The organism is Geofilum sp. OHC36d9, assembly GCF_052400685.1.
GTDB lineage: Bacteria > Bacteroidota > Bacteroidia > Bacteroidales > Marinilabiliaceae > CAZHHH01.
The window spans coordinates 423657-450168 of the sequence record NZ_JBQTGJ010000002.1; the positions used below are offsets into that span (position 1 = coordinate 423657).

16 protein-coding genes are annotated in these 26512 nt (G+C 40.7%); 3 read left to right on the plus strand and 13 right to left on the minus strand.

The window, feature by feature from the left end; genetic code table 11:
* Positions 1–16: 16 nt before the first annotated feature.
* Positions 17–253 carry a NifU family protein gene (locus tag ACT3CD_RS04495; RefSeq protein ID WP_444643333.1) on the plus strand — a complete coding sequence of 79 codons (237 nt, stop codon included), beginning with the start codon at positions 17–19 and terminating at the stop codon, positions 251–253.
* A gap of 258 nt (positions 254–511) precedes the next feature.
* Here the strand turns inward: ACT3CD_RS04495 and ACT3CD_RS04500 are convergent, their stop codons facing one another.
* From ACT3CD_RS04500 to porW, 5 genes are all read right to left on the minus strand, one after another.
* The gene (locus ACT3CD_RS04500; protein WP_444643335.1) at positions 512–2944 is read right to left on the minus strand and encodes a DUF4982 domain-containing protein; all 2433 of its coding nucleotides are present in this window, start codon (positions 2942–2944) and stop codon (positions 512–514) included.
* Between the two features lie 259 nt (positions 2945–3203).
* Positions 3204–4421, minus strand: coding sequence for an alanine dehydrogenase (locus tag ACT3CD_RS04505; RefSeq protein ID WP_444643336.1), 1218 nt, complete (start codon positions 4419–4421; stop codon positions 3204–3206).
* Between the two features lie 47 nt (positions 4422–4468).
* Positions 4469–4906, minus strand: coding sequence for a tRNA (adenosine(37)-N6)-threonylcarbamoyltransferase complex ATPase subunit type 1 TsaE (gene tsaE, locus ACT3CD_RS04510; RefSeq protein WP_444643337.1), 438 nt, complete (start codon positions 4904–4906; stop codon positions 4469–4471).
* Positions 4907–5185: 279 nt separating this feature from the next.
* Positions 5186–6742, minus strand: a complete 1557-nt coding sequence (gene porX / locus ACT3CD_RS04515) for a T9SS response regulator signal transducer PorX (protein WP_444643338.1) — start codon at positions 6740–6742, stop codon at positions 5186–5188.
* Positions 6743–6828: 86 nt separating this feature from the next.
* Positions 6829–10089, minus strand: coding sequence for a type IX secretion system periplasmic lipoprotein PorW/SprE (gene porW / locus ACT3CD_RS04520; RefSeq protein ID WP_444643340.1), 3261 nt, complete (start codon positions 10087–10089; stop codon positions 6829–6831).
* Positions 10090–10502: 413 nt separating this feature from the next.
* On the opposite strand from porW, the gene ACT3CD_RS04525 reads away from it, so the two are divergent.
* Positions 10503–11852: a sigma-54-dependent transcriptional regulator gene (locus ACT3CD_RS04525; RefSeq protein ID WP_444643341.1), complete on the plus strand. Its 1350-nt coding sequence runs from the start codon at positions 10503–10505 to the stop codon at positions 11850–11852.
* Between the two features lie 45 nt (positions 11853–11897).
* Here ACT3CD_RS04525 and gcvH read toward each other — a convergent pair whose 3' ends face one another.
* From gcvH to ACT3CD_RS04565, 8 genes are all read right to left on the minus strand, one after another.
* Positions 11898–12275: a glycine cleavage system protein GcvH gene (gcvH, locus tag ACT3CD_RS04530; protein ID WP_444643342.1), complete on the minus strand. Its 378-nt coding sequence runs from the start codon at positions 12273–12275 to the stop codon at positions 11898–11900.
* Positions 12276–12678: 403 nt separating this feature from the next.
* Complete coding sequence (gene sov / locus ACT3CD_RS04535) at positions 12679–20046, minus strand: T9SS outer membrane translocon Sov/SprA (protein ID WP_444643344.1); 7368 nt, start codon at positions 20044–20046, stop codon at positions 12679–12681.
* A 79-nt stretch (positions 20047–20125) separates the two neighbouring features.
* Complete coding sequence (gene ruvA / locus ACT3CD_RS04540; protein WP_444643346.1) at positions 20126–20707, minus strand: Holliday junction branch migration protein RuvA; 582 nt, start codon at positions 20705–20707, stop codon at positions 20126–20128.
* Between the two features lie 41 nt (positions 20708–20748).
* Positions 20749–21114, minus strand: coding sequence for an MGMT family protein (locus ACT3CD_RS04545; RefSeq protein WP_444643347.1), 366 nt, complete (start codon positions 21112–21114; stop codon positions 20749–20751).
* Positions 21098–21859, minus strand: coding sequence for a tRNA (guanosine(46)-N7)-methyltransferase TrmB (gene trmB, locus ACT3CD_RS04550; protein WP_444643348.1), 762 nt, complete (start codon positions 21857–21859; stop codon positions 21098–21100). The genes ACT3CD_RS04545 and trmB overlap by 17 nt, the downstream gene beginning before the upstream one ends.
* 175 nt (positions 21860–22034) lie before the next feature.
* Positions 22035–22484, minus strand: a complete 450-nt coding sequence (locus ACT3CD_RS04555; RefSeq protein WP_444643349.1) for a gliding motility lipoprotein GldH — start codon at positions 22482–22484, stop codon at positions 22035–22037.
* Entirely contained in the window at positions 22474–23637 is a 1164-nt protein-coding gene (locus ACT3CD_RS04560) for a PSP1 domain-containing protein (RefSeq protein ID WP_444643351.1), read from the minus strand. Before ACT3CD_RS04560 ends, ACT3CD_RS04555 begins: the two co-directional genes overlap by 11 nt.
* Positions 23638–23717: 80 nt before the next feature.
* The gene (locus tag ACT3CD_RS04565) at positions 23718–24839 is read right to left on the minus strand and encodes a DNA polymerase III subunit (protein WP_444643352.1); all 1122 of its coding nucleotides are present in this window, start codon (positions 24837–24839) and stop codon (positions 23718–23720) included.
* Positions 24840–25121: 282 nt separating this feature from the next.
* Between ACT3CD_RS04565 and ACT3CD_RS04570 the strand changes: the two genes are divergently transcribed.
* Positions 25122–26492: a sensor histidine kinase gene (locus ACT3CD_RS04570; RefSeq protein WP_444643354.1), complete on the plus strand. Its 1371-nt coding sequence runs from the start codon at positions 25122–25124 to the stop codon at positions 26490–26492.
* Positions 26493–26512: the final 20 nt, after the last annotated feature.

Here is a 26512-nt window from a genome sequence, read left to right on the forward strand (position 1 = left end):
CATAGAGCTACAAGGTATGGATAAAAATGAAATAATGAAGCAGGTGCAGGAAGCACTGGAAGCCATCCGCCCCTATTTAAATGCCGACGGTGGTGATATCTCAATCATTGAACTAACCGATGACTATATCGTCAAAGTTAAAATGAATGGCGCCTGTGAAGGCTGCCCCATGAGTATGCAAACACTAAAAAATGGTGTGGAGATGGTTGTTAAAACAAAGGTCCCTATCATTAAAGAAGTAATTTCAGTATAAATTTTACGACCTCAAAAACATTCCAGGTTATCCAAAACCTGTCACCTGAGTCAATTTTTACCATACGGTAACCAAAAATAAAAAAGCCATAGGCATCAACATTTGCCTATGGCTTTTTTATTTTAGATACCCACTCACTCATCCGTAAAACAACGACAAGTTTCGTATCAAAAAAGAACATTTTGTATAGAAAGCCCAAATGATCGTCTCAACCAGGCTTTTCTATTATTGAAAATTTTTAATTCATCAAAAGAGTCTCTATTCAATAGATTCTTTTGATGATATTTTAATTCTTTCTTTCTTAAGTTCGTCCCCTGAAACGGTTAGTTCAATATCTCCAGCCTGGGTTGATGACTGAACCAAAACGACTAATTTACCATTAAACGCTTTCATTGTAGGTTTATGAAATAACTCAAGCGAAGTGGCATCGCCATTACAAGCCGCCCGATATTTGCCATTCCCTTTCACTTCAAAATATAATCTGTTGGAAGCTTTAGGACAAGGATTCCCATTTTTATCAACAATGGTTGCTGTTACATAACACAAATCTTCACCATTGGCTACAACCGTCTCTCTATCGACCTCAAGTTCAATATGATGTGGTTTACCAGCCGTAACAACAACTTTTTCGGCAACAGCTTTTCCCTGATCATCATATGCAACCACTTTTAATGTTCCCGGTTCATATTTTACATCCATCCACATCAAACGATACCGATTTAACTTTGAATCATTGTTTTTACGCTGAATACCTTGGCTTTTCCCGTTAATAAATACCTCTGCACTATTATAATTAGTATAAACAAAAACAGGGGTTGTTTCACCTTCACGGCCTTCCCAATTCCAATGCGGGAGTATGTGCAGGGTTTCATCTTTCGTATTCCAACGACTACGATACAAATAATACCGATCTTTAGGTAACCCGGCAAGATCACATAAGCCAAAGTATGAACTACGCGAAGGCCAGAAGTTATCATAAGGAGTCGGTTCTCCTAAATAATCAAAACCTGTCCAAACAAATTCACCAATCACCCAAGGTTTATCATCTTGCATAACAAAATCCACTTCAGGAATATTTGACCAACTACAATACTCTAAATCGTAGGAAGAGCACTGTAAATCAGAATAAGTTTTCCCTGCTACTTTCACAACTGGAAATTTATAAACTCCTCGTGAGCTAACAGTTGAAGCTGTCTCCGAACCTAAAAGGAGCCCTTGAGGAAATTTCTTATACGCTTCGTCGTACAAGTGTACACGATAATTCAATCCGGGAATATCTAAAATAGCTCCAAAACCACTCTCCATCACGTTTTTTACCCGATCCATCCCAACGGTAACTGGCCTTGTTGGATCTTCGCGGTGAAAAACATCCTGAAGAAACCGTAACCTTTTCACGCCATCGCTACCCACTTGGTCAGGGACTTCATTTCCAGCACTCCACATTACAATACAGGGATGGTTTCGTGTAGCATGAACCAAATTCACTACATCTTTTTCCGCCCATTCATCAAAATACAGATTATAGCCATTTTTAACTTTAGGCCTTTTCCATTCGTCAAAGCTTTCAGCTAAAAACAAGAAACCCATTTCATCACACAATTCTAATTGTTCAAAAGAGGGCATATTGTGCGAAGAACGAATTGCATTACAACCCAAATCTTTCAAAATGGTTAATTGTCGTTTCAGAGCTGCCCGGTTAACGGCTGTACCTATGGGCCCCAAATCATGATGCAAACAAACCCCTTTAAATTTTGTTACTTTACCATTGAGTTCGAAACCTTTATTTGGCGTGTATTTTATTTCACGAATACCAAAACGTACCACCTCCGTATCTTTTAATACATCGTCCTGATAAAGTTTCAACTCAGCTGTATATAAATAAGGGCGTTCAGTATCCCACAATTTTGGATTTTTAACGGCAATATTTTGTTCTATCTCGTCGTCATATCTTTCAGATGCAGTATTCCGGGCAACGATATTTCCATCAGCATCCTTAATCTGAGTAACAATAATGACATTTTCGCCTTGTACCTGCGAACGAATATTTATTTTAGCCAGATTTTCGGAAATAAATGGCGTCGTAACAAAATGACCCCAATATTTGAAACTAACTTTATTTTTTACAACAACTCTCACTTTACGATATAATCCGGCACCCGGATACCATCGGGAGGAAAAAGGCAAATTTTCGAGGCGCACAGCAATAACGTTAGGTCCTTCTGACTGGACATAATCTGAAATATCCAGATTAAAGTAGCTGTAACCATAGGGTCGGGAACCCACTTTTATTCCATTTACAAACACCTCGGCATTACTCATAGCACCATCAAAAGCAAGCAGCACTTGCTTGTTGTCTCTGAAGTCGGGCAAATCAAGAGAGGTTCGATACCAACCAGTCCCAATAAAAGGTAAAGCACCTGTTCGTCCTGTTTTTTCAGTGGCTTCTTTCTCGTTATTCTGTTGTATTTTTACAACTTGTTTATCAATCCCTTTATCAAAAGGACCATAAATGGCCCAATCATGAGGTATCGAAACGGATTCCCAAGACGAATCATCAAAATCAATTTGTGAAGCCTTTGCTTCATCCCCCTTATAAAATTTCCACAAATCAAGTTCTTTAACTTCTGTTTGCGCAAAAGAAGTTAAACTATAAATAAACAACAACGGGAAAAATAATTTACTCAATCTCATTAACTATCTATTTTTATGTATTTAAAAATAATAACAAACGCATAAAACCAATAAAAATTCGTCTTACTAAACTCCATCCCACCTGTAAAACAAATTATTTACTTGTGAAAACCTCTAAAATAAAGCTTTCAGATGTGTTATTGGAATTTTCCGGGGAACACATGTAACGAACTGCACTCACACATAATTCGTTCAAAATAAAAAAATTTAAGCCTTAAACAATCCGCAAATCTTGCTCTTCCATTATATTTTCAGGCATTTAAAATGCAGCTAGCAACAAACCAATATCTTTAGAAGGAATGGCATACTGCTGCCCGATATGATTATTGGTAAGAATGCCTTTGTAAATATAAGTACCATTACAGATACTAGAATCTTCCTTTATCAGCCGATGGATGTCACCGGCATCGGCCAACTTCAACAAAATGGGTGTAAAAATATTACTCAATGCAATAGAAGCCGTTCGCGAGACCCGAGAGGCCAAATTAGGCAACGAATAATGAATAATGCCGCGTTCATTAATATAGGGATGATTTGAATGGCAAGCTTCAGCCGCTTCAAAACAACTACCACTACCAACACTTAAATCAACAATGACAGACCCCGGTTTCATTTTCCCAATTTGCTCTTTCGTAATAAAAAAACCATTATCGGCCTCAAAATAACGAAGACTGGCTACAATCGCGTCGGCAGATTGAAGCGCCTTGGTTAACACCTGAGGATGAAGAATGGAGGTAAACAATCGCTGTCCTACATTCCGTTCGAGCTCCCGAAGGTTCTGATACGAATTATCAAACACCTTTACCTGACAACCCAATCCCAAAGCGGCCTTTGTGGCAAACTCCCCGGCAGTCCCGGCTCCGATTATGACCACTTCGGATGGCGAAACACCAGTTATTCCACCCAACAAAACCCCTTTCCCACCATGCGCTTTACTTAGATATTCGGCAGCCACCTGTATTGCTGTATAACCTTCAATCTCACTCATAGTGCGAATAACAGGATAGCAGCCAGTTTCATCTTTTAAAAACTCATAGCCAACGGCATTAATACGTCGACTCATCAACCTAATAAAAGATTCTCTGTTTTGGCCGAGCAGATAAATAAATGAAAAGATCAACTGGTTAGGCGACATCAGCTCCATCTCCTCATCGGAAGGTGGTGATATTTTCAATATTACTTCACTGTTTTTATAAACTTCCTGACGGGACAGCGCGATGATACCACCCGCGGCAGAAAAATCATTATCAAAATAATTAGCGGCATCGCCAGCCCCTTTTTCAATAATAACCTGATGCCCATTCTGCACAAGAATCTCTACACCTTGAGGCGTTAAAGGGACCCGATTTTCCATCTTCACATTTTCTGAAGGCACCCCAATGGTTAAATGGTGGCGTTGACGACCGGTTTCAAGCATTTCCTCCTGTGGCATTAACCTTGTTTGCCGCATGGCAAAAAATGAAGCATGTCTGTCCATTGGTAAAATAATTTTTCTTCAGAAATTGAGTCAACCAAATTACAAAATTAATTCAGATTACGGCTAAATGGCGCCATTCGAATTTGCCGACTGCCATCAGGTAATTCGTTCATAACAATCTTAACCGCCTCCAAAGGCAAATACTCTCCAGCTTTATCAGGCCATTCAATCAAACAGATATCACCACTGTAAAAATAATCATCCCCCCCAATTTCCAACAATTCTTCGGGTTGCTTAAGCCTGTATAAATCAAAATGATAAACCGGTTCCCCATCGGCACGTGAATATTCATTAATAATGGCAAAACTGGGACTGCTAACTGTTTCAGTGATTCCCAATTTCCGACAAAGTACTTTTATAAAAGTCGTCTTACCCACCCCCATATCGCCATAAAAAATGGCAACCGGCATTTGGTTTAACATTTCGGCCAAACTTTGAGCCGCTTCTTCCAACTCATCAGGCGAACGGGCTATAAATTCTTTCATCCATAAATAATTTGTCGTTTCTTTCGCAGATAAAACGCCTTTATGCAATCGTGATGCTTAACTGCAGCAGGCAAAAAAAGCTGTTTCACCCTGATTTTTCTATATTGCTTCAATAAAATGCCTCACCAGTATCAGCCAAAAACAGCAATTCCATCTTTACTCCCGCTTTTAAAATGGTCATAAAAAAAGATCCACATTTTTAATGCTGCACAAGTCGTGAACAACATGTCAAACACACTATTTCACTCTAAATACTTAGACTGATAAAGAAATTCAAAGTTAAGCGCGCGGACTCAAAATAACAAATGGGACCATTATTTCCTCCATAGAAACACCTCCATGTTGAAAAGTATCTTTATAGTAACTGGCGTAATAATTATAATTATTAGGATACGCAAAAAAATCAGTTCCTGTCGCAAAAATATAAGAAGTCGAGACGTTGGGACGTGGGAGATAAACCTCTTCCGGTTTGCGAATTTCAAAAATACTTTTATCGGAATAAGCCAAATTTTTACCTTGTTTAAATCTCAAATTAGTATTGGTGTTACGATCCCCCACTACCTTCAGCGGATTCTGCACTCGTATAGTGCCATGGTCGGTAGTAATAACAAGTGTAATCTTTTCACCGGATACTTTTTTCAACAATTCATAGAATGGCGAGTGCAAAAACCATGAACGGGTTAAAGACCTATAAGCTGCCTCATCAGCGACCAATTCCTTTATCATTTTCATCTCGGTACGGGCATGCGACAGCATATCCACAAAATTTACCACAACCACCGATAAGTCATGCTCCCTGATTCGCGTATAATTATCCAGCAACCTGCGGCCGCCTTCATTGTCATTAATTTTTTGATACCAAACATTGACCTTTTTTCTATTACGAACAAAATAATCGTTAATAAGAGCCTCTTCAAACTGATTTTTACTTCCTTCATCGTCATCGTTCGCCCATAAATCGGGTCTGATCTTTTGAATATTCAATGGCATAAGACCCGAAAAAATGGCATTACGGGCATACTGCGTAGCGGTGGGTAAGATACTAAAATACAACTCATCACGTTTCACATTAAACAATGGGATTAACTCATGACGAATAACCTCCCACTGATCGTATCTGAAATTATCAATTACGACAAACAAAACCTTCTCACCATTATCAAGTAAAGGAACAATACGGTCACGCATCAGACGGTGAGACATAAGTGGCCCCTCATCATTTTTCAACCAATTGATATAGTTTTCCTTAATAAATTTAGAAAATTGAAGATTGGCCTCCGTCTTTTGCATCAGGAGCACGTCATTCATAGAGCTGTCAGCCTGATGAAGTTCCAGTTCCCAAAACACCAGCTGACGATATACCTGATACCAGTCATCAACATTCAACCGATCGTTAAGCCGTAAGCCAATTTTAGAGAATACCGACTGATAATCGGTCGTTGTTTTCTTATTAATAAGAGATTGCCGACGTAAATTCTTTTTGATGGTTAACAGCACCTGATTAGGCAAGACGGGTTTAATCAGATAATCGGCAATTTTACTGCCAATGGCCTGATCCATGATTTCCTCCTCCTCACTTTTGGTCACCATAACAACAGGTAAGCCCGGGAGCTTCTCTTTGATGCGCATCAGCGTCTCCAAGCCACTTAACCCAGGCATGTTCTCATCCAAAAACACAAGGCTATAATCAGATTCGACGAGCATGTCGAGAGCATCACGACCATTGGTTGCGGTATCTACTTTATACCCCTTCTCCTGAAGAAAGAAAATATGTGATTTTAAATGCTCAATTTCATCATCCACCCACAACAGATGGTATTCCTGATTATTGTCCATCAACCAAAATTTTACAGATTACTAAATGTGATCATAAAAGAAGCTCACCCCGCAAAATCGAAAGATAAGGTTCAAAAACCGGACCATTAACGGGCCTCAATCCAATCCAAATAATTATTAATCGAACCTTCATTCTTAATCACATCCAGATTAAACGCATTAACCGGAACCATTGGCCAACTTGCGGCTTTCAATTGCGATTGCCAAAAAGTGTTTCCACGCAACAAGTCTGCGAACTTACTCAGCATTTCCTCATTGGGAAAAGGCTCCACTAAAACAAACGTTTCGCCGCCCGAAAGAGTCAACTGCTTCACCGACACACGGATATTAAAATTATTATAGGCTTGTCCGGTAATAAAACCGGCAACACGTCGCAAGTCGGTACGTTGTGGAACCTGGACCAACAAAGTACCCATTCCTTCAGACTTATAACGAGTATCTGAGGAAGGAGGCGATGTCTGAAGAGCTTCAGTATCCGTAACGGCCTCATCTATTATTGCCGTCTCAGGCGATATAGAAATCGGTGCAGCGAGTGGCGTATTAGCAATGGAATCTTCGGCTACAACCGTCGTTCCAACAAATGTTAAATCAATATTCATGCCTTTTCCACCTTCCAGATAATAAGAAGAGAAAAACCGACTATAGCCTGCAACATCGCCCGATGACATAAACGTATTGCGATTATTTTCGGAACCACTCAACAACAAAATATGGCGGGCACTATCAACTTTAAAAACTTCGGTACGTGACCTCAAAGCAAAATAGTAATCCATTGCTTCCCCACGGTTGTTAAACGGCCCAATAACAATGGCACGCTGGCCTGATGGTATTTTATCAATTGAAATATCGTAACTGGAAACCAGGAATCGGCTAAAATTATAGTCAGCCACATTAAACAACAAACGATTAATGTCTGCCATCGGTTCAACCATAAACCAAACAAAATGTAATTTTTGAGGCTCATACTTAAACAGATTGTCATCCGTTGCCTCATCATCTGATAGATTCGCATTTATCGAAGAATCATCAGTTTCCTTATTAAACGTTTGTTTCACAGGTTGACGTCCTTCCCGCATCATATCAAGCCAACGCTGAGCTAAAAGACCTTCCTCCGTTTCAGAATAATCTGTGGATAAAACCATCAGTTCCCTTTCAAAGCCGGGCGAGTTACCTGATTTACCTTCTACCATAGCCCGCAGAAGAAGAGCTTTTCGAACAAGAGCGAGATCTTCAGCCTCCTCAGCCACTTTCGACGTCAGCAGTCGGGTAGTCGTAAAATCCAGATTACTATAGGCTTCAAATGCCTGCTTATATGTTTCATTCATCTCTTTCATTAAAGCCAACTGACGGTCGCCAAATTCAGGATCATTGACATAGGCCGCATATTTCCCTTCCGGATATAAAGCCGTCAATTGCTGACGCATTTGATTCATACAAGCTTCATTCTTCGTTTTAGCGCAAGCCATATAATTCCAAAAAAGCACCTCCTCTGTCAATTCATGACTTTTATTTTCATCCAAAAAACGATTAAAAGAATTCCCGGCTTCATCATAGGCTTCAAAATAATCGTAAAAAATCATACCGACTTGAAACAAAGCCTGGGCCATTTTTTCTTTGGAAGCACCAATCTGCTCAGGTGTAGAAGGAATCCCATCCAACAACCTTTTCTTGTCGGGCAAAGCTGATCCACCTGATTGTCCAGGACTATCAGCCTCCTCCATACCAGGCATTTCCGGCATTCCCGCCATATCCCTTTCTTCGCGTTGTTCAGGAACATCGGCTGTTTGCACCTGAGGTTCAGCAGCGCCCAAATCAGATCGCCGCCAATTGTCGCGTAAAGAGCGCCGACCCCATTTGCGCTCAAACTCCATCTTTCCCATACTCGCCGTCGTAGTATTATAAAAATACCATTTCCCATCACTTTGGTTTGCGGTATTATTAGAAAGACCTGTTGTTGAATTATTAAAAAACTGATCCGAGCCGAAATCAGAACTTTCCATATTAAGCTCTTTTTCAATCCGTTTCAATCGCTCCCGCTCAATAATGGCTTCCACAAAAGTCACTTGTTGTTCCGGAGATAATGCTGCCAGACGCAACAAACTGTCTTCATGCTGAACAACCAACAGATGTGTCGTTAAATCTTTCAAGCCACGATGGCGAAAATTAACATCCTTATAACGCTCATCGTCAACCGGCATCATAACGAGAGTACTGTCGTAATAGCCAAAAGAAGAAATATAGCGCTGCTGGCTAAAAAACAGATCACCCAAGAACAAATAAGTTTCACGCAACACATTTTCGTTACCATTATTATATCCAGCTGCCAGTTTTAAATTCAGCACAACGTTAGCCGTGTCTTGTTCACTCATATAAGTCTCTGCAATAGCAAAATATAGCCGATCGCGAAAATCTTCATTTTTGACCTGCCCTACCATTTTTTCCAATTCGCTGCGCGCAGCTGCGAAATCATGTGTTGCAACAGCCATGGCTGTTGCATGAGCAATACCGGCATTTAAAGCCGTTTCGTATGGCGGATTCAAACGAATCACCTGCCGGAAAGCCACCATTGCAGCATCCTGTTGGCCTGTAATTTGATACAACTGCCCCAGCACATAAAAACGTCGAATTTTATCCCAACGCGAAGGTGCCATTTCCGCAGCATCCATCAAAAGCGGGATGGCTAAATTATACTGCTTCATACCAATAAACCATTGGGCATACGTAGCAGCATATTCACCATAGTATTTTAGTGGTGCCTGCCCCATCGCATCATAACGATCAAGCAACACCTTGGCATTATCCCAATCACCGGTCTCCATGCGAATCCGGGCCTGCCATAATAAAATCTCATATTGCGCCCAGTCACCTGGAAATTCGCGAAAAGCAAAATCCAAAAAAGACTGCGCCTCTACAAAATTATGATTATATAACTGCGCTTTACCAACTAATAAATAAGCATCGTCGATGGCCGGATTGAACTCTCTCTTGTTAACCAGTGCTTCGTAACGAGGATCATTTCTGTCCGGCATTTTTTTTGGCCTCACTTTAATCGCTTTCTTCTGAATAGCTTTTAAGCCTTTTGCTATGGCACGCTCCATATCGCCTGTCACCATGCCTTCCTGTGCAGAGCCTGAATAAGGAAAGAGCGGCAAAATAGCCATATAATTATCCTGCCGGCCTTGTTGTAATTGTTGTTCACCCCTTTTAAAACTTTGCGTACCGTTATATAGCGTGTTATAACGTGCAGTCATTGCGTTATAGTTACGCGACAGCCACGTATTCTTTTGTGTCGAACAAGCACCAAGCCCTAACAGGGCAAAAAATATAATTAATATTTTTATTCGCATAAAATGTATAGATATCGTATTGTAATAAAACAGAATTTTGACAAAAATATTTTATTCAATCACAAAAAACGGCAAAAGAGACAAACATTTAAACAAGTCATAAACTGTTTAAATTTAGTAATTATACAGATGAAGAAGCCTCTTTATCGACAATAAAGCACTTCAGTGGGCCTTCGCGCACAAAAAATCTGATACAATAACTCGACAAGAGGTTGAAGCATCAGAAGAATAATTTCCCATCGTCGTTTCAGAAAATCCAAAAAACTGCTCCAAAATATTAATTCACTCCCAAAGTTAACCCATCAACTAAAAAGATCGCTTCCGCACAAAAAAACATTTATATTATCACCCAAAAAATTAAATTTTATAAATAATTTAAGCCGTTCATAAAATACAGCACAAACAAATCATCCATGAAAATATTCATTGTAGAAGATGATCCCCTATATTCATCGATTATAGAACGCATTCTAACCCTCGACGCCTCACTGTCGGTATATATATTTTCATCGGGCAAAGATCTTCTAAACCAATTGCATCAAAATCCTGATGTCATTACGTTAGACCTGGGGCTCCCTGACATTGGAGGAATAGAGCTTTTTGACAGAATAAGAACAATTAATCCGGATGTTGACATAGTAATAATATCAGGACAGGATGACATTAATCTTGCGGTAGACCTTCTGAAAAAAGGGGCCTACGAGTATATAGCCAAAGATCACGGACTTCAAAACCGCCTTCAGAATTGCTTAAAAAATTTAAAACTAAAACACCAACTACAAAAAGAAGTCTTCGATTTGCGGCATCAGGTGACCAGCCGATTTCACTTTCAGGACATTCTTATCGGCGAAAGCTCAGCCATTAAAGAAGTTGAACAACTGATAGAAAAAGCCATTAAAATCTTCAACCTTAACGTTTCCTTGTATGGCGAAACCGGCTCCGGAAAAAAATTTATCGCCAAGACAATTCACTACAACTCCTCCAGACAAGCTTCACCCTTTGTCGTCTTCAGTGCCGACACAGTGCTTCCCGATCACCAGATGGAGGAGCTATTTGGCGTGGACAAAAACGGCATGGAAAAAACTCCCATTACACACCATGGTAAGTTGGAAGAAGCTGATGACGGAACCCTCTACATTGAAAATTTTGACAAACTAACACAGGAAGTGCAACTATTACTCCTTAAGGTATTACAGGAAAACCGTTTTTATCGGAAAAATGGCTACGAGGCACACTTGTTTAAGGCTCGGGTGATTACATCATCGCAAATGGAACCGGGCTGGTTCTTACAATCCACCCATTTCAACAAAAGTTTATTTTACCAATTAGCAGGCCTACCCATCTATTTACCCGCTCTACGAAGGCGCAAAAGAGATGTTATTTTACTGGCAGAACATTTTTTAAAATCCTTTTGTAAAGAGAACAACCTGCCGCAGAAGGGACTAACAGCCCGCGCCCGTAAAAAGTTACTTGAGCATTCATATCCGGGCAATATCAGAGAACTAAAAACAATAATAGATTTGGCAGCAGTACTAAGCAACGGAGACAAAGTAGATGAAATGCATCTCACATTTACCAATTCGGAAGAGCCAACCTTTTTATCGGGAGTTGAACACACCCTAAAAGAATACAACGAAATAATCTTCCGATTTTATCTGAAAAAATACCGCAGTGTAATAAAAGTAGCAGAGTTGCTGGACATCGGCAAATCAACCCTATATAACTTTCTTAAACAAGAGAAAGAAAAAAAGCTTGAAAAATAGATTAGCCCCACATAATAAAATTATTACATGAGGCTTTAATTATTGTTAACTGATGTGCTCTTTGTATTGGTTCACAGTCATCAAAGCATCAAGCTCAGCGGGATCTTTCATCTCAATTTTAATCATCCAGCCCCCATCGTAGGGTTCCTTGTTTACCAAATCGGGATGCGCATCAAGCTCCTCGTTAACTTCAATAACAGTCCCTGAAACAGGCATATAAAGATCTGACACCGTTTTAACAGCTTCAATAGTCCCAAAGACTTCCTCTTTGGCTAAATCTTCATCTTCTGTTTCAATCTCCACAAATACGATATCACCCAATTCACTCTGGGCAAATTCGGTAATTCCGACAATGGCAATGTTGCCATCTGTTTTTACCCATTCGTGATCTTTTGAGTACTTTAAATTTTCAGGTAAATTCATGGTCCTTAATATTAATATGATTATGCACCAAATTTAAGTATTTTTTATCAGCGTGAAAGTAAAACGGAAAAACAAAAACATCAGAAGAAAAACTTAAAGCCTCAAAACGAAGAAACAACAGATTGTCCGGCAAATATAAACCCCTATAAAATACACGCTTTAAGCCAATTAAACCACCCGGACAGAGGTATACAATTATTACAGTAACGCTTCCAGAAAAACGGAGTTTAGTCAGAGCAACCTATAAAAAGGACAGAAACATATCCTAATCCAAAAAATAATAGCAAGGCCGTTGGGATTGAACTATAATAGTTATGCCCTATCTGATTTCCAACCGGAAAACGTGAACTCAAATAATCCAGTTTCTTCAATGGGAAACCGATTATTAATCCAGAAAAAAGATTTACTGCGCGAGGGAAAACCGGAAACTAACTCCAAAGCTGCTATTTGTTACCGGGTAACTGGACGAAATATAGGGAGAACTCATATTCCGGTCGTAAAACATCTGAATATTAAAACGCGAACTCAAGGCATAATCGGCGGTCATTTTGAGCGTCACAATTTTCTGCCCTGCGGTCATTTGATTCAATTGCTCTTCGATGCGTCGAATAATAGAATATGTATCACGTACCGAAATATCAGCACGTAAATTCAGGTCAGTAGGCATCTTTTTAGCCTTATCTTTAGAGCCAATAATCAAATCCATTTTATCAAACCGATAACCTAATCCCACCACCCATTCATTGCTATAATTCTCTATCAGCTGATTATTACTCAAACTAAGTGATAATATTCTGCTTTTCTTAATCTCAGCCCGAGTGGTCAGACTATTCTTCCAGGTCATATTAACCTGAATAAGCGGGGAGAACTGCTCTGATATAGAAACGCCTGAAATCTGATATTTGGAAACGAAATTACCCTGAGCGTCCCGTACAAAGCTAAAGCCATCGCGAAACTCTTCCCAATCGGTATTTGTCTGGTAATTACCTACCGTATATACAGAACGGTAAGAATGACTCACATCTATCGATTTAAAGTATTTCTGGAACCATTTAATTCTGGACAACCCGTCGTAAGTAATCCGCCAGTTAGGACTCATATAAGCTAAAGAAGGCATCACATCGAGAAAAATATCACTGGCCCGTTTACCCGAATAAGCTGCTAAAAAAGCAGGAATCATAACATCCTGTGACGTAAGGCTATAACCATCAGTTCCACTAGCTACCGGGAAACTAGGATCTGAACCATCCGGATTATAAACCACACCTGCCAAAGGTGAGAAAGCGTAATCGGGGTCGGCATATAATCCGGAACTGGGGTGCACCATCCCGACTCGCTGTTGTCCTAACCGTCGTGCAATCACCTGTCGATTATTCAAAAACTGATCAAAAATATCTGACTGATAGGTTCCTGTTTTATCAACACTTTTAAAAGCCGTTCCAATAATATTAAAACTCATGGAAAAACTCCCATTTTCAATGGTATTATAAGCTCCTTTAAATCCATTGCTGTCAAACAGATAATATTCCGACAAATTATTATTGGTACGATGATTTCCTGTAAGATCAACCCTCAACCCTTTGATGGGTTCAATGGTTGCCCGAAAGGTCCAATCCTCGGTATTGGTCATCATATAAGCCGAATTGAGGGTGGTGTCGGTGGTAAGCCAACCATTGTCGACGGCTTTGTAGGCAAAATCGCGATCCTGCCAACCCAAGATAAAAGGAAGTCCAGGCGCACTGGTAGAGCGACCCAACGACTGACTGCCCAAAAAATCGGCTTCCGGCAAATAACCAGGCAGCACCGTTCCCCCATTTCTATTATAGGTGGCCGAAATACTCTTCACACTTGTAACCAGTCGTGCCGAAAACTCCTTAACCTTATCGAACAACTGCGGTTGGGTACTCTTCTTACCGGAAACAATAACGCGTGCAGAGGCCACATCCTTCTCAGGCACAAAAGTCAATGTATTGGCGTCGATCACTGTCTGCCGACCTCTTACCGGCTGCCCGGATTCGTTAAAAACACGAATTGTAACATCCGTTGTTTCCAACTTATGATTGACCCGAAACGCGTCACCTTGTTTCATGGAGAGGTTGTGTTGAGTAAACCGAATCGTCTCGGGCTGATTGCTATTTCGACGTGAAGAAACCCTGTTCAATCCTTTCAAATAATTCGACTTATTATAAAGCGTATTAAAATTGAGCTGGGCATTGCCTTGCCAGGTAGCCGAGTTACGTATGGTATTACCCCAATCGTAATCGAGTGTAGTAATGGGGCCTTGTTGCCAGCTATAGGTAGCACCATAATTAACGCTGGCGGAAGTCCAGTCGAGTAATGGCAATTTATTTACCGGCAAAGTATAACTAGCATTCAAATTGTGCTGATAGCCTGTGGTTCGGCCAAAATTAAGGATATTATGCATCACAGAATCTTTCCATAAATCGTACTCATCGGCATACAATTTCTTATTAACCACTCCTTCCGGTTCATCTATCGAGGCATTGTTGGTTAACTTAAAATTCATTTTGAGCGCCTTTGTCAGATTATACGACAAATCGAAATAGCGATTCCAATAAAAATCCTTATCGACAGAGACCGGAATATTGTACCCGGGATTACTGATATTACGTAACTGCTCTTCGCGGTAACCTCTGGTGACTTCCCAGCGGTAACTCACCTGAGTCGGGGCCACGTAAAAATTAAAATCCCTAATGATGGCCAACGACTTAGCTTTAATTTTTTTAAACGGTTCAATGGGTTTTGGACGATTTACAAAATTATAGGCCAAAACGCCCCTATAATCTTTATCGGTAAGATATTCCGTGTCAATATTGCGGCTATAAGTTTCATTATAACTATAGGTAGCGCTGATATTTGACGGAGAATAAAATTTTGTATCATTTTCTTTAGGTTGAATCCTGACATTAGAAAAACTAATACTTTTTCGCTTGGTATAATCTTGTGAAATATTGCGGATACTATCACGGGCATCTTTATTCTCCGCATTTTTAAGGGCAACATCCAACTTGATATCGGGATCGAGAGGATAATATTCAGGCGTAGAGACCTGTTCACTTATTCCAAAATAAAAAGGAACAGAGAGTCTGCTTTTTGGTCCCAGCAACTTACCCAGTTCCAGACTGGTGGCAACATCATACTGATAAGAATTTTCCTGACTACGGTCGGTCACACTCTGATCAATACTACCGAAACCGGCCGTACTAGCACTTCCTGCTACCGACACCGAACCCAAATCAGCCAGCTTCACATTCAGACGCGCATTGGCAGCCCAGCCACCATCTTCATTAAAATCGGACAAGCGAAGTTCATTCACCCACACCTCCACCGATTTCTCGGTGATAGTGGCATTGCGTACGCCAATCATCAACGTTTTTACATTGGCCAGATTAGGGTTACCTTTTATTCGTACCAAACTTGATGGATTGTCTTCGTCACCGGCCCATTCGAAAACATCATTCAAACTAACCGAGGCGTCTGACGTACGCATGAGGTCGTTTCGCTTCAATTTGGTTTGTTGCAATAACTCAAATGGCAAGTCAATGGCATTGTTCTCAGGCCACACTGCGTACCGATCAGCCGTGCTGCTATTACTGTACGAAGAGCTGTAGGGGGTTAACTCCAAAGGAATATCGTATTCATAATAATTATTCTGATAATCGGTTCCCAGTCGGATAAACAAACGCATTTCTCCATCTGCCAAAGGGCTCCCGGACAACGCCTCGGCGTGAACATCCATTTTGATACGTTTATATTGTCGCAAATCCATATTTATTGACTTATAGACAGCCTTGGCATCATTACTTCCTAAATTATTCACCGTCATCGAAAGCGACTGTTCATTCAATTCACGAGGGGTTGGATTTGAAGGATCAACAACACGGTCGACGCCTGGTGGTAAAACATAATTAACCGGCTCACGGTCACCATTTTCCTCGATATTAACAGCCGACACCGTATACTCGGTATTGGGATTAATAATTGCATTGTCATCGGCACTGGGCAATTCATCCTCATACTTACGCCATTCAGCCCGCACCAAATCCAACGAAGCAAAACGTAAAATTATGGTATCGCTAAAATTACGGAGAAACATACGCATAAAACGGATGGACTGGGTATCTTCAATATTGCCAATAGTATCGTTGGGCAAATTAACAGGCACCTTAAACTGATACCACTTAACGGTTTCGGTATTCCCATTTTCCAATTTCACATCCCTCGACACCATATCGGTGATATAATTTTTACCGACTTCCATCTCGGAGGGTTGAAGATTAATATGATACTGAAAATAACTTTCCGATTCACTTAAAGTGTTATCACTGTTGATATCTTCAACATCGGGCAACGTAGTTGCGGCCGTCGCATATGATTCGCCCGAAGCATCCGACGGCTTTGAGTTTCCTTCGGGATTATTGTACTTTTTATAACGGTCAAGAATACTCACTTCATCGGCATCGTAATCGCTGCCTCTGAAATAATGGAAATCATCGGCTGCCGGGTCACTCTCAATCTCCAGATAAGCCTGTGGACTAACAATACTCTTGATGACATCAAGATAACTATCGTAATAAAAATCCTTTTCTTTATCAGAATTCATCCCGTTAAGACCAACATCCTGCATCAAACGCGTGGTTGCATCATTACTGAAGGCATTAACCAGACTTTGGGTTTTAGGAACATAGCCCCAGGTGGTAGAATCAACATCAAAAGCTTCGTCGGGACCAGGTAACCCTTGCTCAAAAAACTTCCGAGAATCCTTCAATATATCTTCAGAAATATTACCAAGATTGATGTAAAGGTCGCCACCCTGATGTGTTCCTTCATCATAAATAAATGGATCCATCACCCAAAACTCAACATGATCAATATTGGAGGCTTCAAAATCCTGCGTGTCAATCTTACGCATAATTCCACCCCATCGTTTCTCTGGTGAATTCAAACGACCATCGGATGTCAAATCAGGATCAAAGTTATAAGGGCCGCGTTCACTGGGATAATAAGCCAGGTTCAAAACCGAGATATTGGTAGGTTCGCCTGTAGCTGCCTGGCGCAAAGGGAACAGTTCACTTTCGTAAACCTCACGCACATAATGGTTGGATTGGGCGTCGGCATCACGCCTGATATGTGAAGGCGTTAATGAATTATTTCTTAAAAACAATGGATCGATGACATACCAGGCCAGTTTAGCCCGATTAAATCCATAACGAAGATCGTTGGAATAACTGGCATTTGGGAACAGGTCCTCTTGGCCCTGAGGCGTACTGGCCAATTTCCATGACGTCCATTGCTTTAAGTCGATGGGAATTTTTGTTCCTTCAAAATCATCGATATAAGAAGTTCCAGACTCATCAATAACACTGGGATGACCTGGAATCAACTGAGCAAATTCCCCTTCGAAAGAAATCGAAGAAGGTGTTCGTGTCTCAAGCAATGGCAGCTTATCTATCATCGAAGTCAGCCAATTGGATTCGGTATAAAAAGAAGTATTCAGGCCCCATATCGTGTTTGAAATCGGCTCGTCACCATACGCCACCTTTTGTGTTAGGGGACGTTCGCTCAGGTGCATAATCGTAGCACCTATATTAAAATTATCACTAAAACGATAATCAAAATGGCTACCTATAAGTGTTTTAGTTTGCAAATTAAACATTGATTGGCTCTCGAGTGACACCTGAATAGGACTTCCCGACTGTAACAAGCCAGTATTAAGAATCTGTATGGTTCCAGCGGTATAATTCACGGAATAATCCACATTTTCGGTCAATTTTATACCACCCGCAGTAACAATAACCGACCCCTGCGGTATATTAAAAGCATTTAGTGATATTTCAGATCCTGATTCCGATTTATAGGATCCTTTCAACCTAAACTTATTTTTCTCAGCCGTTTGTCCGGCCACCGTTTGTGTTGAATTATAGAGTTCATAAAAGCCATATTTATCCTTTAGCGCCTGAGTTGGGAGGTGCGTTGTTAAATCTTCTCCAAACGGCTCCAAAACCGGAAAAATGATGCGCCCTTGTGCTGGTATAATGGTGTAACCCTCCACAAAATCGAATACGCCATCAGGCGTATATTCCATATTACTATTAAGATTATCAAGGCCAAGAATTGAGATAAAAAGCTCACCCTTAACGCCCCCCTGCTCAGCCGTCGTTCCTTCGGGAAAATAATTAATATAACTACCCGTTGAATCGTTCAGATAGGTTACCTGCATTGAAAAATCATCAGAGCTCAACTGGTAAGCGCCAGTCGAATAAACATTTTTCATCATCAAATCCCAGGTGGGATGGGCAGGTGTTAGTGCCGTTCCTTTAATCAACTTTGTAATCAAAGTATTAGGCGCATCGTAACCAGCATTACTCAGCTCACCCACCTTATAAACATTTCCATTGTAGGTATACTCATAAGCCACCGCCAAAATTTCATCATTATTCAATGCACTATTGAGCGAGATATATCCCAAACGACTATTAAGCGTATATTCCGACTCAGAGAGCAATCTGGCATTTTCAATCTTCTCATAATCAGAGGCAATCTTAAACTCCGACAACAATGTAGAGACCTGATTAATATCACGAATACCACTGTACGTCGTGGTCATTTGCTTATACAGGTCGTTGGCGGTATTATACGGGTTAACACCCGATTGAGCCGTCCATCTTGAATTTGAAATATTCTCGTTATTTTCGGCCAAATCGGTAAAACCAATAATATTACGGGAATTATCGAAATTACTGGACTTATTGGTCACCCATACTTCAATTTTAGTAATGGTGTACGGCGAATTTATAACTGGTAAACTCTTCAGTGCCTTGTTATAATTATCGCGAAAAAAATGTGACAAGAAAAAATGACGATTGGCATCGTACTCATTTACAGGAATATCAAACTCACTCGTTTGGGCACCTCCCTGGATATTCATCACTGAAGTTTCGCCTTTCTGTTGCGACAATATGGTTGAAATGGTCAATTTACCAAACTGCATCTCGGTTTTTACCCCAAACAAACTTTGACTACCGGTAATCAATGTTCCCGGTAAAGGCATAGAAACGTTCCCGGCTTCCACTTTTTTGATGATATCATCCTCTCCACCTTCATAATTAAGCTTTATCTGATTCTCAAAATCAAAAGTCGCTTCCGTGTTATAATTAATGCCCAGCTTAAGCTTCTCGCCAATACTACCGCGAATATTCATTTGAATTTTCTGCTGAAAATCAAACGTGGTTGTCTTTCGCATTTTCTCCTGCAGTGTCGGATTATCAATGACCGTATGGTTCACGCCCAGCCTTAACTCAGCAGTCCCCTGAGGACGAATATTAATGGTATTGGATCCGAACACACTTTCAAACACCTCGTTATTTACACGAAATTGGCCGGCCTGCCCACCGTTTGCGGCATCCATATTTTTACTTTCCCAATATCGTTGCATAGACGAGCGCATCTCGCTGTTGTTATACTCGTCAAGTGACATAGTATAGGGCAGCATTATCTTCACATTACCAATTTTACGATACAATGTAACTAATCCTGTTTGAGGATCATACTCTGCGCTGTAGTCCACGTTCGAAGGGTCGTCCAACGAAACCGGTGAATCATTATCTGCATAAGGTTGCTGAACATCCGTTATGGGTTCAGCATAACGTGAAGCATCGTATTCATTTTCCAACGAATCAACATCAGAAAAAACGGGCAAAACAAGTTCGGTTTGCAGAGAAGGCACATGCTGTTCAGCGCCAACTGCCACAAACAAAAATATTGAAGCAACAATTAAAAAATTATGTCTTATTTTTTTTCTCAATATCTGGAAAATTCAATGTCAGGTATTAAAGCATTTTCAGCGCCTGCTTTATAATTTGCTCCACTTTACTACCTGGCTCTGCTACCAACAATTTATCGACCACCTTTTGCGATGCTGCACGGGCAAAACCCAACATCACTAAAGCAGATAACGCTTCTTCGCGCACAGTATTGTCTGTCGTCATAAATAATTTTTCGTCACCCCCCTCTTTTCCCAATTTATCCTTCAGCTCAACAATCACTCGTTGAGCTGTTTTTAAACCGATTCCCTTAATGCCTTTCAACTGATTGGCATTACCAGTTATAATAGCGACTTTTAACTCACTGGGTGGCATTGATGAAAGCATCATGCGCGCAGTGTTAGCGCCAATACCCGAAACTGATATCAGTTGCCGAAATAACATTCGTTCTTCCTGATTATAAAATCCAAATAATAAATAAGCATCCTCCCGAATGTTTTCGTGAACAAAAAGAGTGGTTTCCTTAAGCTCTTTGATAGCTGTATAGGTTGTTAACGAAATGCTCAAAAAATATCCCAACCCATTATTTTCAATAACCACATGAGCAGGGCTACTTTCAACTATTTTACCGGAGACATATTCATACATATAAATGGCTGTTAATTCGTTTACACAAAAATTATTTGTAGTTAACTAAAAGGCTTCAGCTCTTTCGACGGGTCCCAAAATAAAGCTTCAAAGTTCTCCACACAGTTATCATCCACTTTTACACCTTCGCACTCAAGCATTTCCTGCATGGTGTCGGAACCGGGAAAGTGGGACTTGCCCGACAGGAGCCCATTGCGATTAACCACTCTGTGAGCCGGAATAAAAGGTTCACGTCCACCCGATTTATTGAGCGCCCACCCTACCATACGAGCTGCTCCGGGTGCGCCAATGAAACGGGCAATAGCACCATAGGATGTCACCCTCCCATGCGGAATGCAACGTGTGACAGAATAAACCTGTTCAAAAAAATCAGACCCGATGTTCTTTCGACTACCTTTCTTCGCCATCATTTAAAAATTTCACGCTGCGGCCTGCATTGTGGTATTCGTCAAAAGGGATATCCACCTCAGGTTCAATTAAAGGATTGACATTATCGAGCAAAAAACTAAAATATTTAATGGGAATACCGTGAGACATAAATCGTTCTTCATAATAGGTATGAATAGAAAGGATGTCGTTAACAAAATCACTATTATACAGATCATTATAGTCACTCAAGACCGTCAACTTATTAACCTTGGCCATTTCACGGGTGTAGTTGTACAAAAAATTGCTGTCTGTTTTCAAATGAATTTTACCCCCAGGCTTTAATAAATGGGCATACATGGTTAAGAAACGAGTGCCAGACAACCGCTTTTTAGCCTTATTCATTTGAGGATCAGGGAATGTAAGCCAAATTTCTGACACCTCGCCGGCAGAAAAAAAAGAATCGATCAATTCAATACGAGTACGGATAAAGGCCACATTATTTAACTCTTTGTCGACAGCCTGGCAAGCGCCTGTGTGCATCCGGGCGCCCTTTATATCTACTCCAATAAAATTAGTCTCTTTAAAACGGTCGGCCAATCCAACGGTGTACTCACCTTTACCGCAGCCCAACTCTAATATTATAGGATGATCATTCTTAAAGAAATTTTTAGCCCAAAGACCTTTTAATTTGTAGTCATTACGAAATACCTCATCAAAACTGGCCTGAATGACATGAGAGAAGGCATCCATTTCCGCAAATTTCTGCAACTTATTTTTTGCCACGAAAATAATTTTACATTTTAAAATAATTACGAACTAGTGCTTACAAAAAAACAACTTCTGCGTTATGCTAGTCCTCAAAGTGATCAGTTACATTAGTAAGTACAATTTTTCGGACTTCGCCAGCCTTGACGTTGAACTTTCTGGCTCAACCCCTCACTTTTCGGACACGCACTACCTAACGCACCCAAAAAGAAACCGATTTAAAATCGTTAAGGATTTCATTACGCATACCTTGCTGTACTTCAAAACGATATAACCCAGGCTCAGCCAGCCGCACATGAGGCTGAAAAGCTGCTGAAAGTGAATATTCACCGCCTGATTTTTCTCCCAGCCATTGTCCATCAACGGTTGCCAGTATCATTTCCAGGGTATCTTTTTTCTGTACCCCATTTGGACCCTGAATGGTTAAAAACACCCATAAATTACTGTAAGGATAATTGTTACCATGATTAAAGGTCAACCCAAAGTCCATAATATCTGTTGTATCGCTCAAGGTCATCTCAAACACAGCCGGTTGATTCATGTTCCAGCCTTCGGGTCCAAAAAGAATCTGCTTTTCATAAATTATTTTTGGACCGCAGGCCGCGAACAGCAATACCAAACCTAATAACCAACTAATTTTCATTTTTCTTCTTTTCCGATTTATCACTATTTGCCCGACGATTTGAAGGCTTTCGTTTCTTTCTCCGCTTGCTGGGCCGCTTGCCACTTTTTTCATCAAAACGGGTTAAACTTCCCTCTTCAACCACATTTGAATAGCCTATTTCAGGGGCCGCTTCGGGCATTACCACTTCATCTTCAATCTTTTTAACCCGGTTACCAGCCTTGTTCAATTCAATAATTTCCTTCACCTTATCCACTGACAGCATCACCACTTTGCCAATACTATCGCGGCCAGACGAAAACCACATCAGTCGCTTAAACACATCGGTCTTAAAATGATAAAACGTACCGTCTTCTGTTTCAAGAGGGATAGAAGTACTTGGAAAATCCTGTTGTGCATCCAGGTAGGCATCCAGTTCGTAATTCAGACAACATTTCAGCTTACCACACTGACCGGCAAGCTTTTGAGGATTGAGAGATATTTCCTGATAACGTGCAGCATTGGTGGTAACCGATTTAAAACTGGTGAGCCAGGTACTGCAACACAACTCACGCCCACATGGTCCAATTCCACCGATACGTCCAGCTTCCTGACGGGCACCTATCTGCCGCATCTCGATACGCACCTTAAAACGGTCGGCAAGCACTTTTATCAATTCCCGAAAATCAACGCGTTCGTCCGCTATATAATAAAAAATGGCCTTGGTTCGATCGCCCTGATATTCAACATCACCAATTTTCATGTTCAACCCCAGGCGCTGTGCAAATGTTCGCGATTCAAGCATCGTTTCACGTTCCAACGACTTGGCTTCCTCCCATTTTTCGAGATCCACAGATTTAGCCTTCCGGTATACCCTTTTAAACTCATAATTGGAAGGCGAAAGATTATTTTTTTTCATCTGCAAAAGCACCAAATCACCAGTAAGGGTAATGGTGCCTATATCGTGTCCCGGCGAAGCCTCAACCGCCACAATATCACCTTTCATCAGCTTTGTTTGGCTGGTATTGCGATAAAACCCCTTTCGGGTATTTTTAAACTGCACTTCAACAATATCAGAACCATTGGGCATATCCGGCAAATCGCCCAGCCAGTCAAAAACCTCCAGCTTCCCACACCTGTCTCCACAGGTACTGCATTTGCTGGCAGGTTTCTGTTCTATCGTATTAATATCCATTTGTAACAAAGGTTTATAGTGCCTTTATGCACTGGTTATATATTGAAATTTCCCGTTAACGGGAAGAATGAATCCCACGTTTAAGCTTTAAACAGCGGGATAATTTTAATTAATGTGTCAAACAATACCATTTTAGCATGGCCATTTTGATCGATGTGCGCATACGCCAATTCAAGTTCTTCAACCATCCGACCCACATTCTGATCGGTAATAAAACGGGCAAATTTCTGAACAAAAGCATTTTCCTGAGGCGTCAGAAAATTAAGTTCGCTTTGCTGAAAGTTAAAAATAAAGCTCTCTCGCAGCATATTAATTGCATAATCTAAAAAAGCTTTTATCTTATCCCGCGACCATGTAGAAACGACATCCACCCATCTCATCACCTCAAAAATTTTACGCGAGTAGGAAGCGCGCATCATATCAGCGAAATAATCAAAAAACCCCTGACTATCTTCCACTGCACCAATGTTGCGTATAGCACTCACGAAATTACCCCGCGCCAAACGGGCTGCCAAATCAGCCTGCTCCGACGAAACATGGTAGCGCTGCACCAACGATGCGGCCATCTCCTTGTTGTCAATACCGGGAAAATGTAATTGCTGGGTTCTGGATAAAATAGTTGCCAGCAATGATGCCGGCCGCTCAGAAACCATGATAAAAACGGTATCCGAAGGTGGCTCTTCCAAAACTTTTAACAATTTATTGGCCCCCGCATCATTCATTCTTTCAGGCAGCCAGATTATCATCACTTTATACCGGCCTTCAAAATTTTTCATGCTCAGTTTCCGGATGATATTACCACTCTCCTCAGAATATATCATCCCGGTTTTTTTGGCATCCGACAGACGCCCAAACCACTGATCAAGACTAAAGTAAGGTGCTTCGGTAACAACAGAACGCCAGGTTGACAAATAGTTATCGCTAACCGGAGTGGTACTGCTATCCTTAATTACAGGAAAAACAAAATGGATATCAGGATGAATCAGTTTAGCAGCCTTAACACATGAGCTACAGGTACCACAGGCATCATGTTCACCCGGGTTCAAACAATTCAAATACTGAGCAAAAGCCATTGCCATAGGCAATGTACCAACGCCTTCACCTCCGGTAAAAAGCTGAGCGTGACTCACACGTCCATCTTTAACCATTCGGATTAAATGTTCCTTTACAGCTTGCTGACCAACGATATCTCTGAAAAACATCCTTACTTTTATTTTATCCTGTCAAAGATAACAAAATGGAATTAATCCTACACTTTCATCCGAAAAGGGTTTCCCTCCAAACAATAGCTTATCAGATCACTACCACAGGATTTTATCAACAATTCGATCATCTGTTGGTTAAATATAAATCTAAAACAATGAATATAATCAATACCTTTCAACAAGCTATTTATGTACCGGACTCTGATTCGTCATTGCAAAACAGAAAATTTTTATGTAAACTCACATCGTTACAACAGTGAATTATAGAGCAATAAAAGCGTGAAAAAAAATCGATTTTTAACCATACTGCAAAGCTACCGTAGGTTTGTCAAGCAGCAATTCAAAGCACCTTCGTCGTCGAAAGGGCCGCTTGAAAAATGGCAATCTGTGTTTTTATCCGAACTAATGGTTTATATCCTGCCACTGGCTTTTATTGTTTATATTCCAAGCCTGATTATGTCGGTCAAGACAGGCCTCATCATGGTTGCAGTGTACGATACCATTGCTTTTATCATGGTTTATGCCATCACCTTCACAAATTCCATTCATTTTCGTCACAAAAAACGACTCATACTTTTCACACTCTATTCGTTGGGGCTGGTCCTTTTGGGTTATATGGGATGGATGGGGCCAGGACTCATCTATCTGGTAAGCTTTTCAGTGCTGTCATCGTTACTCATCAATAAAAAAGCCGGGCTTATCACCTTTTTTGGCAATATACTGGTTTTCATCATCTTGGTAATCGGCTCAATTTTTAATTTATTTGACAACACTTCTCTGTATGACATTGAGCCGGCATCAGCAGGCACTATAGGTTTAAACTATTTATTACTAAACCTCGTGATGGTTATGGCCAATCATTCATTAACCAAGGCACTACAGAAAAAAATTCAAGGAACCAGAAGAATCAGCCAACGTTTAAAAGAAGAAATGACTCTACACCTGCACGCACGCGAAAAAGCCGAAGAAAGTGATCGTCTGAAAAGCGCCTTCCTGGCCAATATGAGTCACGAAATCAGGACACCGCTAAACGGGGTTGTCGGATTCACGCAATTACTTCGGGACCCGGAACTCAACACCACAGAAAAAGACGAATATCTGGATATAATTGAAAAAAGCGGCGAACGACTGCTGGCCATCATCAATGACCTCATCGATATCTCAAAAATTGAAGCCAACCAGGTAACAATCAACAAAACGCCTATCAACATTCCAGCGCGAATAACCGAAATCATACACTTTTTTAAACCGGAAGCACAAAGCAAAAATCTCAACTTAATTTTTGATGTAAACCATAAGGAATGCAACATTACCATAAACACCGATGGCAATAAAGTAGATGCTATACTGACCAACCTCATCAAAAATGCATTAAAATTCACGCAACGTGGTTACATAAAAGCCGGATGCTACGTACAGAATAACCAGGTAATTATATACGTAGAAGACAGTGGCATCGGCATCTCGACAGATAAAAAAGCTGCCATTTTTGAACGTTTCATTCAGGTGGGAGATTCCAAAGCAGCCAAAGGTTCCGGATTGGGCCTGGCCATATCCAAAGGATATATTGAACTTTTGGGAGGAACAATACAGGTAGAAACAGAGCCTGGCAAAGGATCCAAATTTAGCTTCACGCTGCCCGTTACCTGATAACTTTAATGTAAAACTGC

Bases quoted from the DNA above. Each gene is read 5' to 3' on its own strand.
- ACT3CD_RS04500 (WP_444643335.1), bottom strand. From the start codon at position 2,944: ATGAGATTGAGTAAATTATTTTTCCCGTTGTTGTTTATTTATAGTTTA.
- ACT3CD_RS04555 (WP_444643349.1), bottom strand. From the start codon at position 22,484: ATGAAAATTAGTTGGTTATTAGGTTTGGTATTGCTGTTCGCGGCCTGC.
- ACT3CD_RS04560 (WP_444643351.1), bottom strand. From the start codon at position 23,637: ATGGATATTAATACGATAGAACAGAAACCTGCCAGCAAATGCAGTACC.
- ACT3CD_RS04505 (WP_444643336.1), bottom strand. From the start codon at position 4,421: ATGGACAGACATGCTTCATTTTTTGCCATGCGGCAAACAAGGTTAATG.
- gcvH (WP_444643342.1), bottom strand. From the start codon at position 12,275: ATGAATTTACCTGAAAATTTAAAGTACTCAAAAGATCACGAATGGGTA.
- ACT3CD_RS04525 (WP_444643341.1), top strand. From the start codon at position 10,503: ATGAAAATATTCATTGTAGAAGATGATCCCCTATATTCATCGATTATA.
- ACT3CD_RS04565 (WP_444643352.1), bottom strand. From the start codon at position 24,839: ATGTTTTTCAGAGATATCGTTGGTCAGCAAGCTGTAAAGGAACATTTA.
- porW (WP_444643340.1), bottom strand. From the start codon at position 10,089: ATGCGAATAAAAATATTAATTATATTTTTTGCCCTGTTAGGGCTTGGT.
- ACT3CD_RS04545 (WP_444643347.1), bottom strand. From the start codon at position 21,114: ATGGCGAAGAAAGGTAGTCGAAAGAACATCGGGTCTGATTTTTTTGAA.
- ACT3CD_RS04495 (WP_444643333.1), top strand. From the start codon at position 17: ATGGATAAAAATGAAATAATGAAGCAGGTGCAGGAAGCACTGGAAGCC.
- tsaE (WP_444643337.1), bottom strand. From the start codon at position 4,906: ATGAAAGAATTTATAGCCCGTTCGCCTGATGAGTTGGAAGAAGCGGCT.
- porX (WP_444643338.1), bottom strand. From the start codon at position 6,742: ATGGACAATAATCAGGAATACCATCTGTTGTGGGTGGATGATGAAATT.
- ruvA (WP_444643346.1), bottom strand. From the start codon at position 20,707: ATGTATGAATATGTCTCCGGTAAAATAGTTGAAAGTAGCCCTGCTCAT.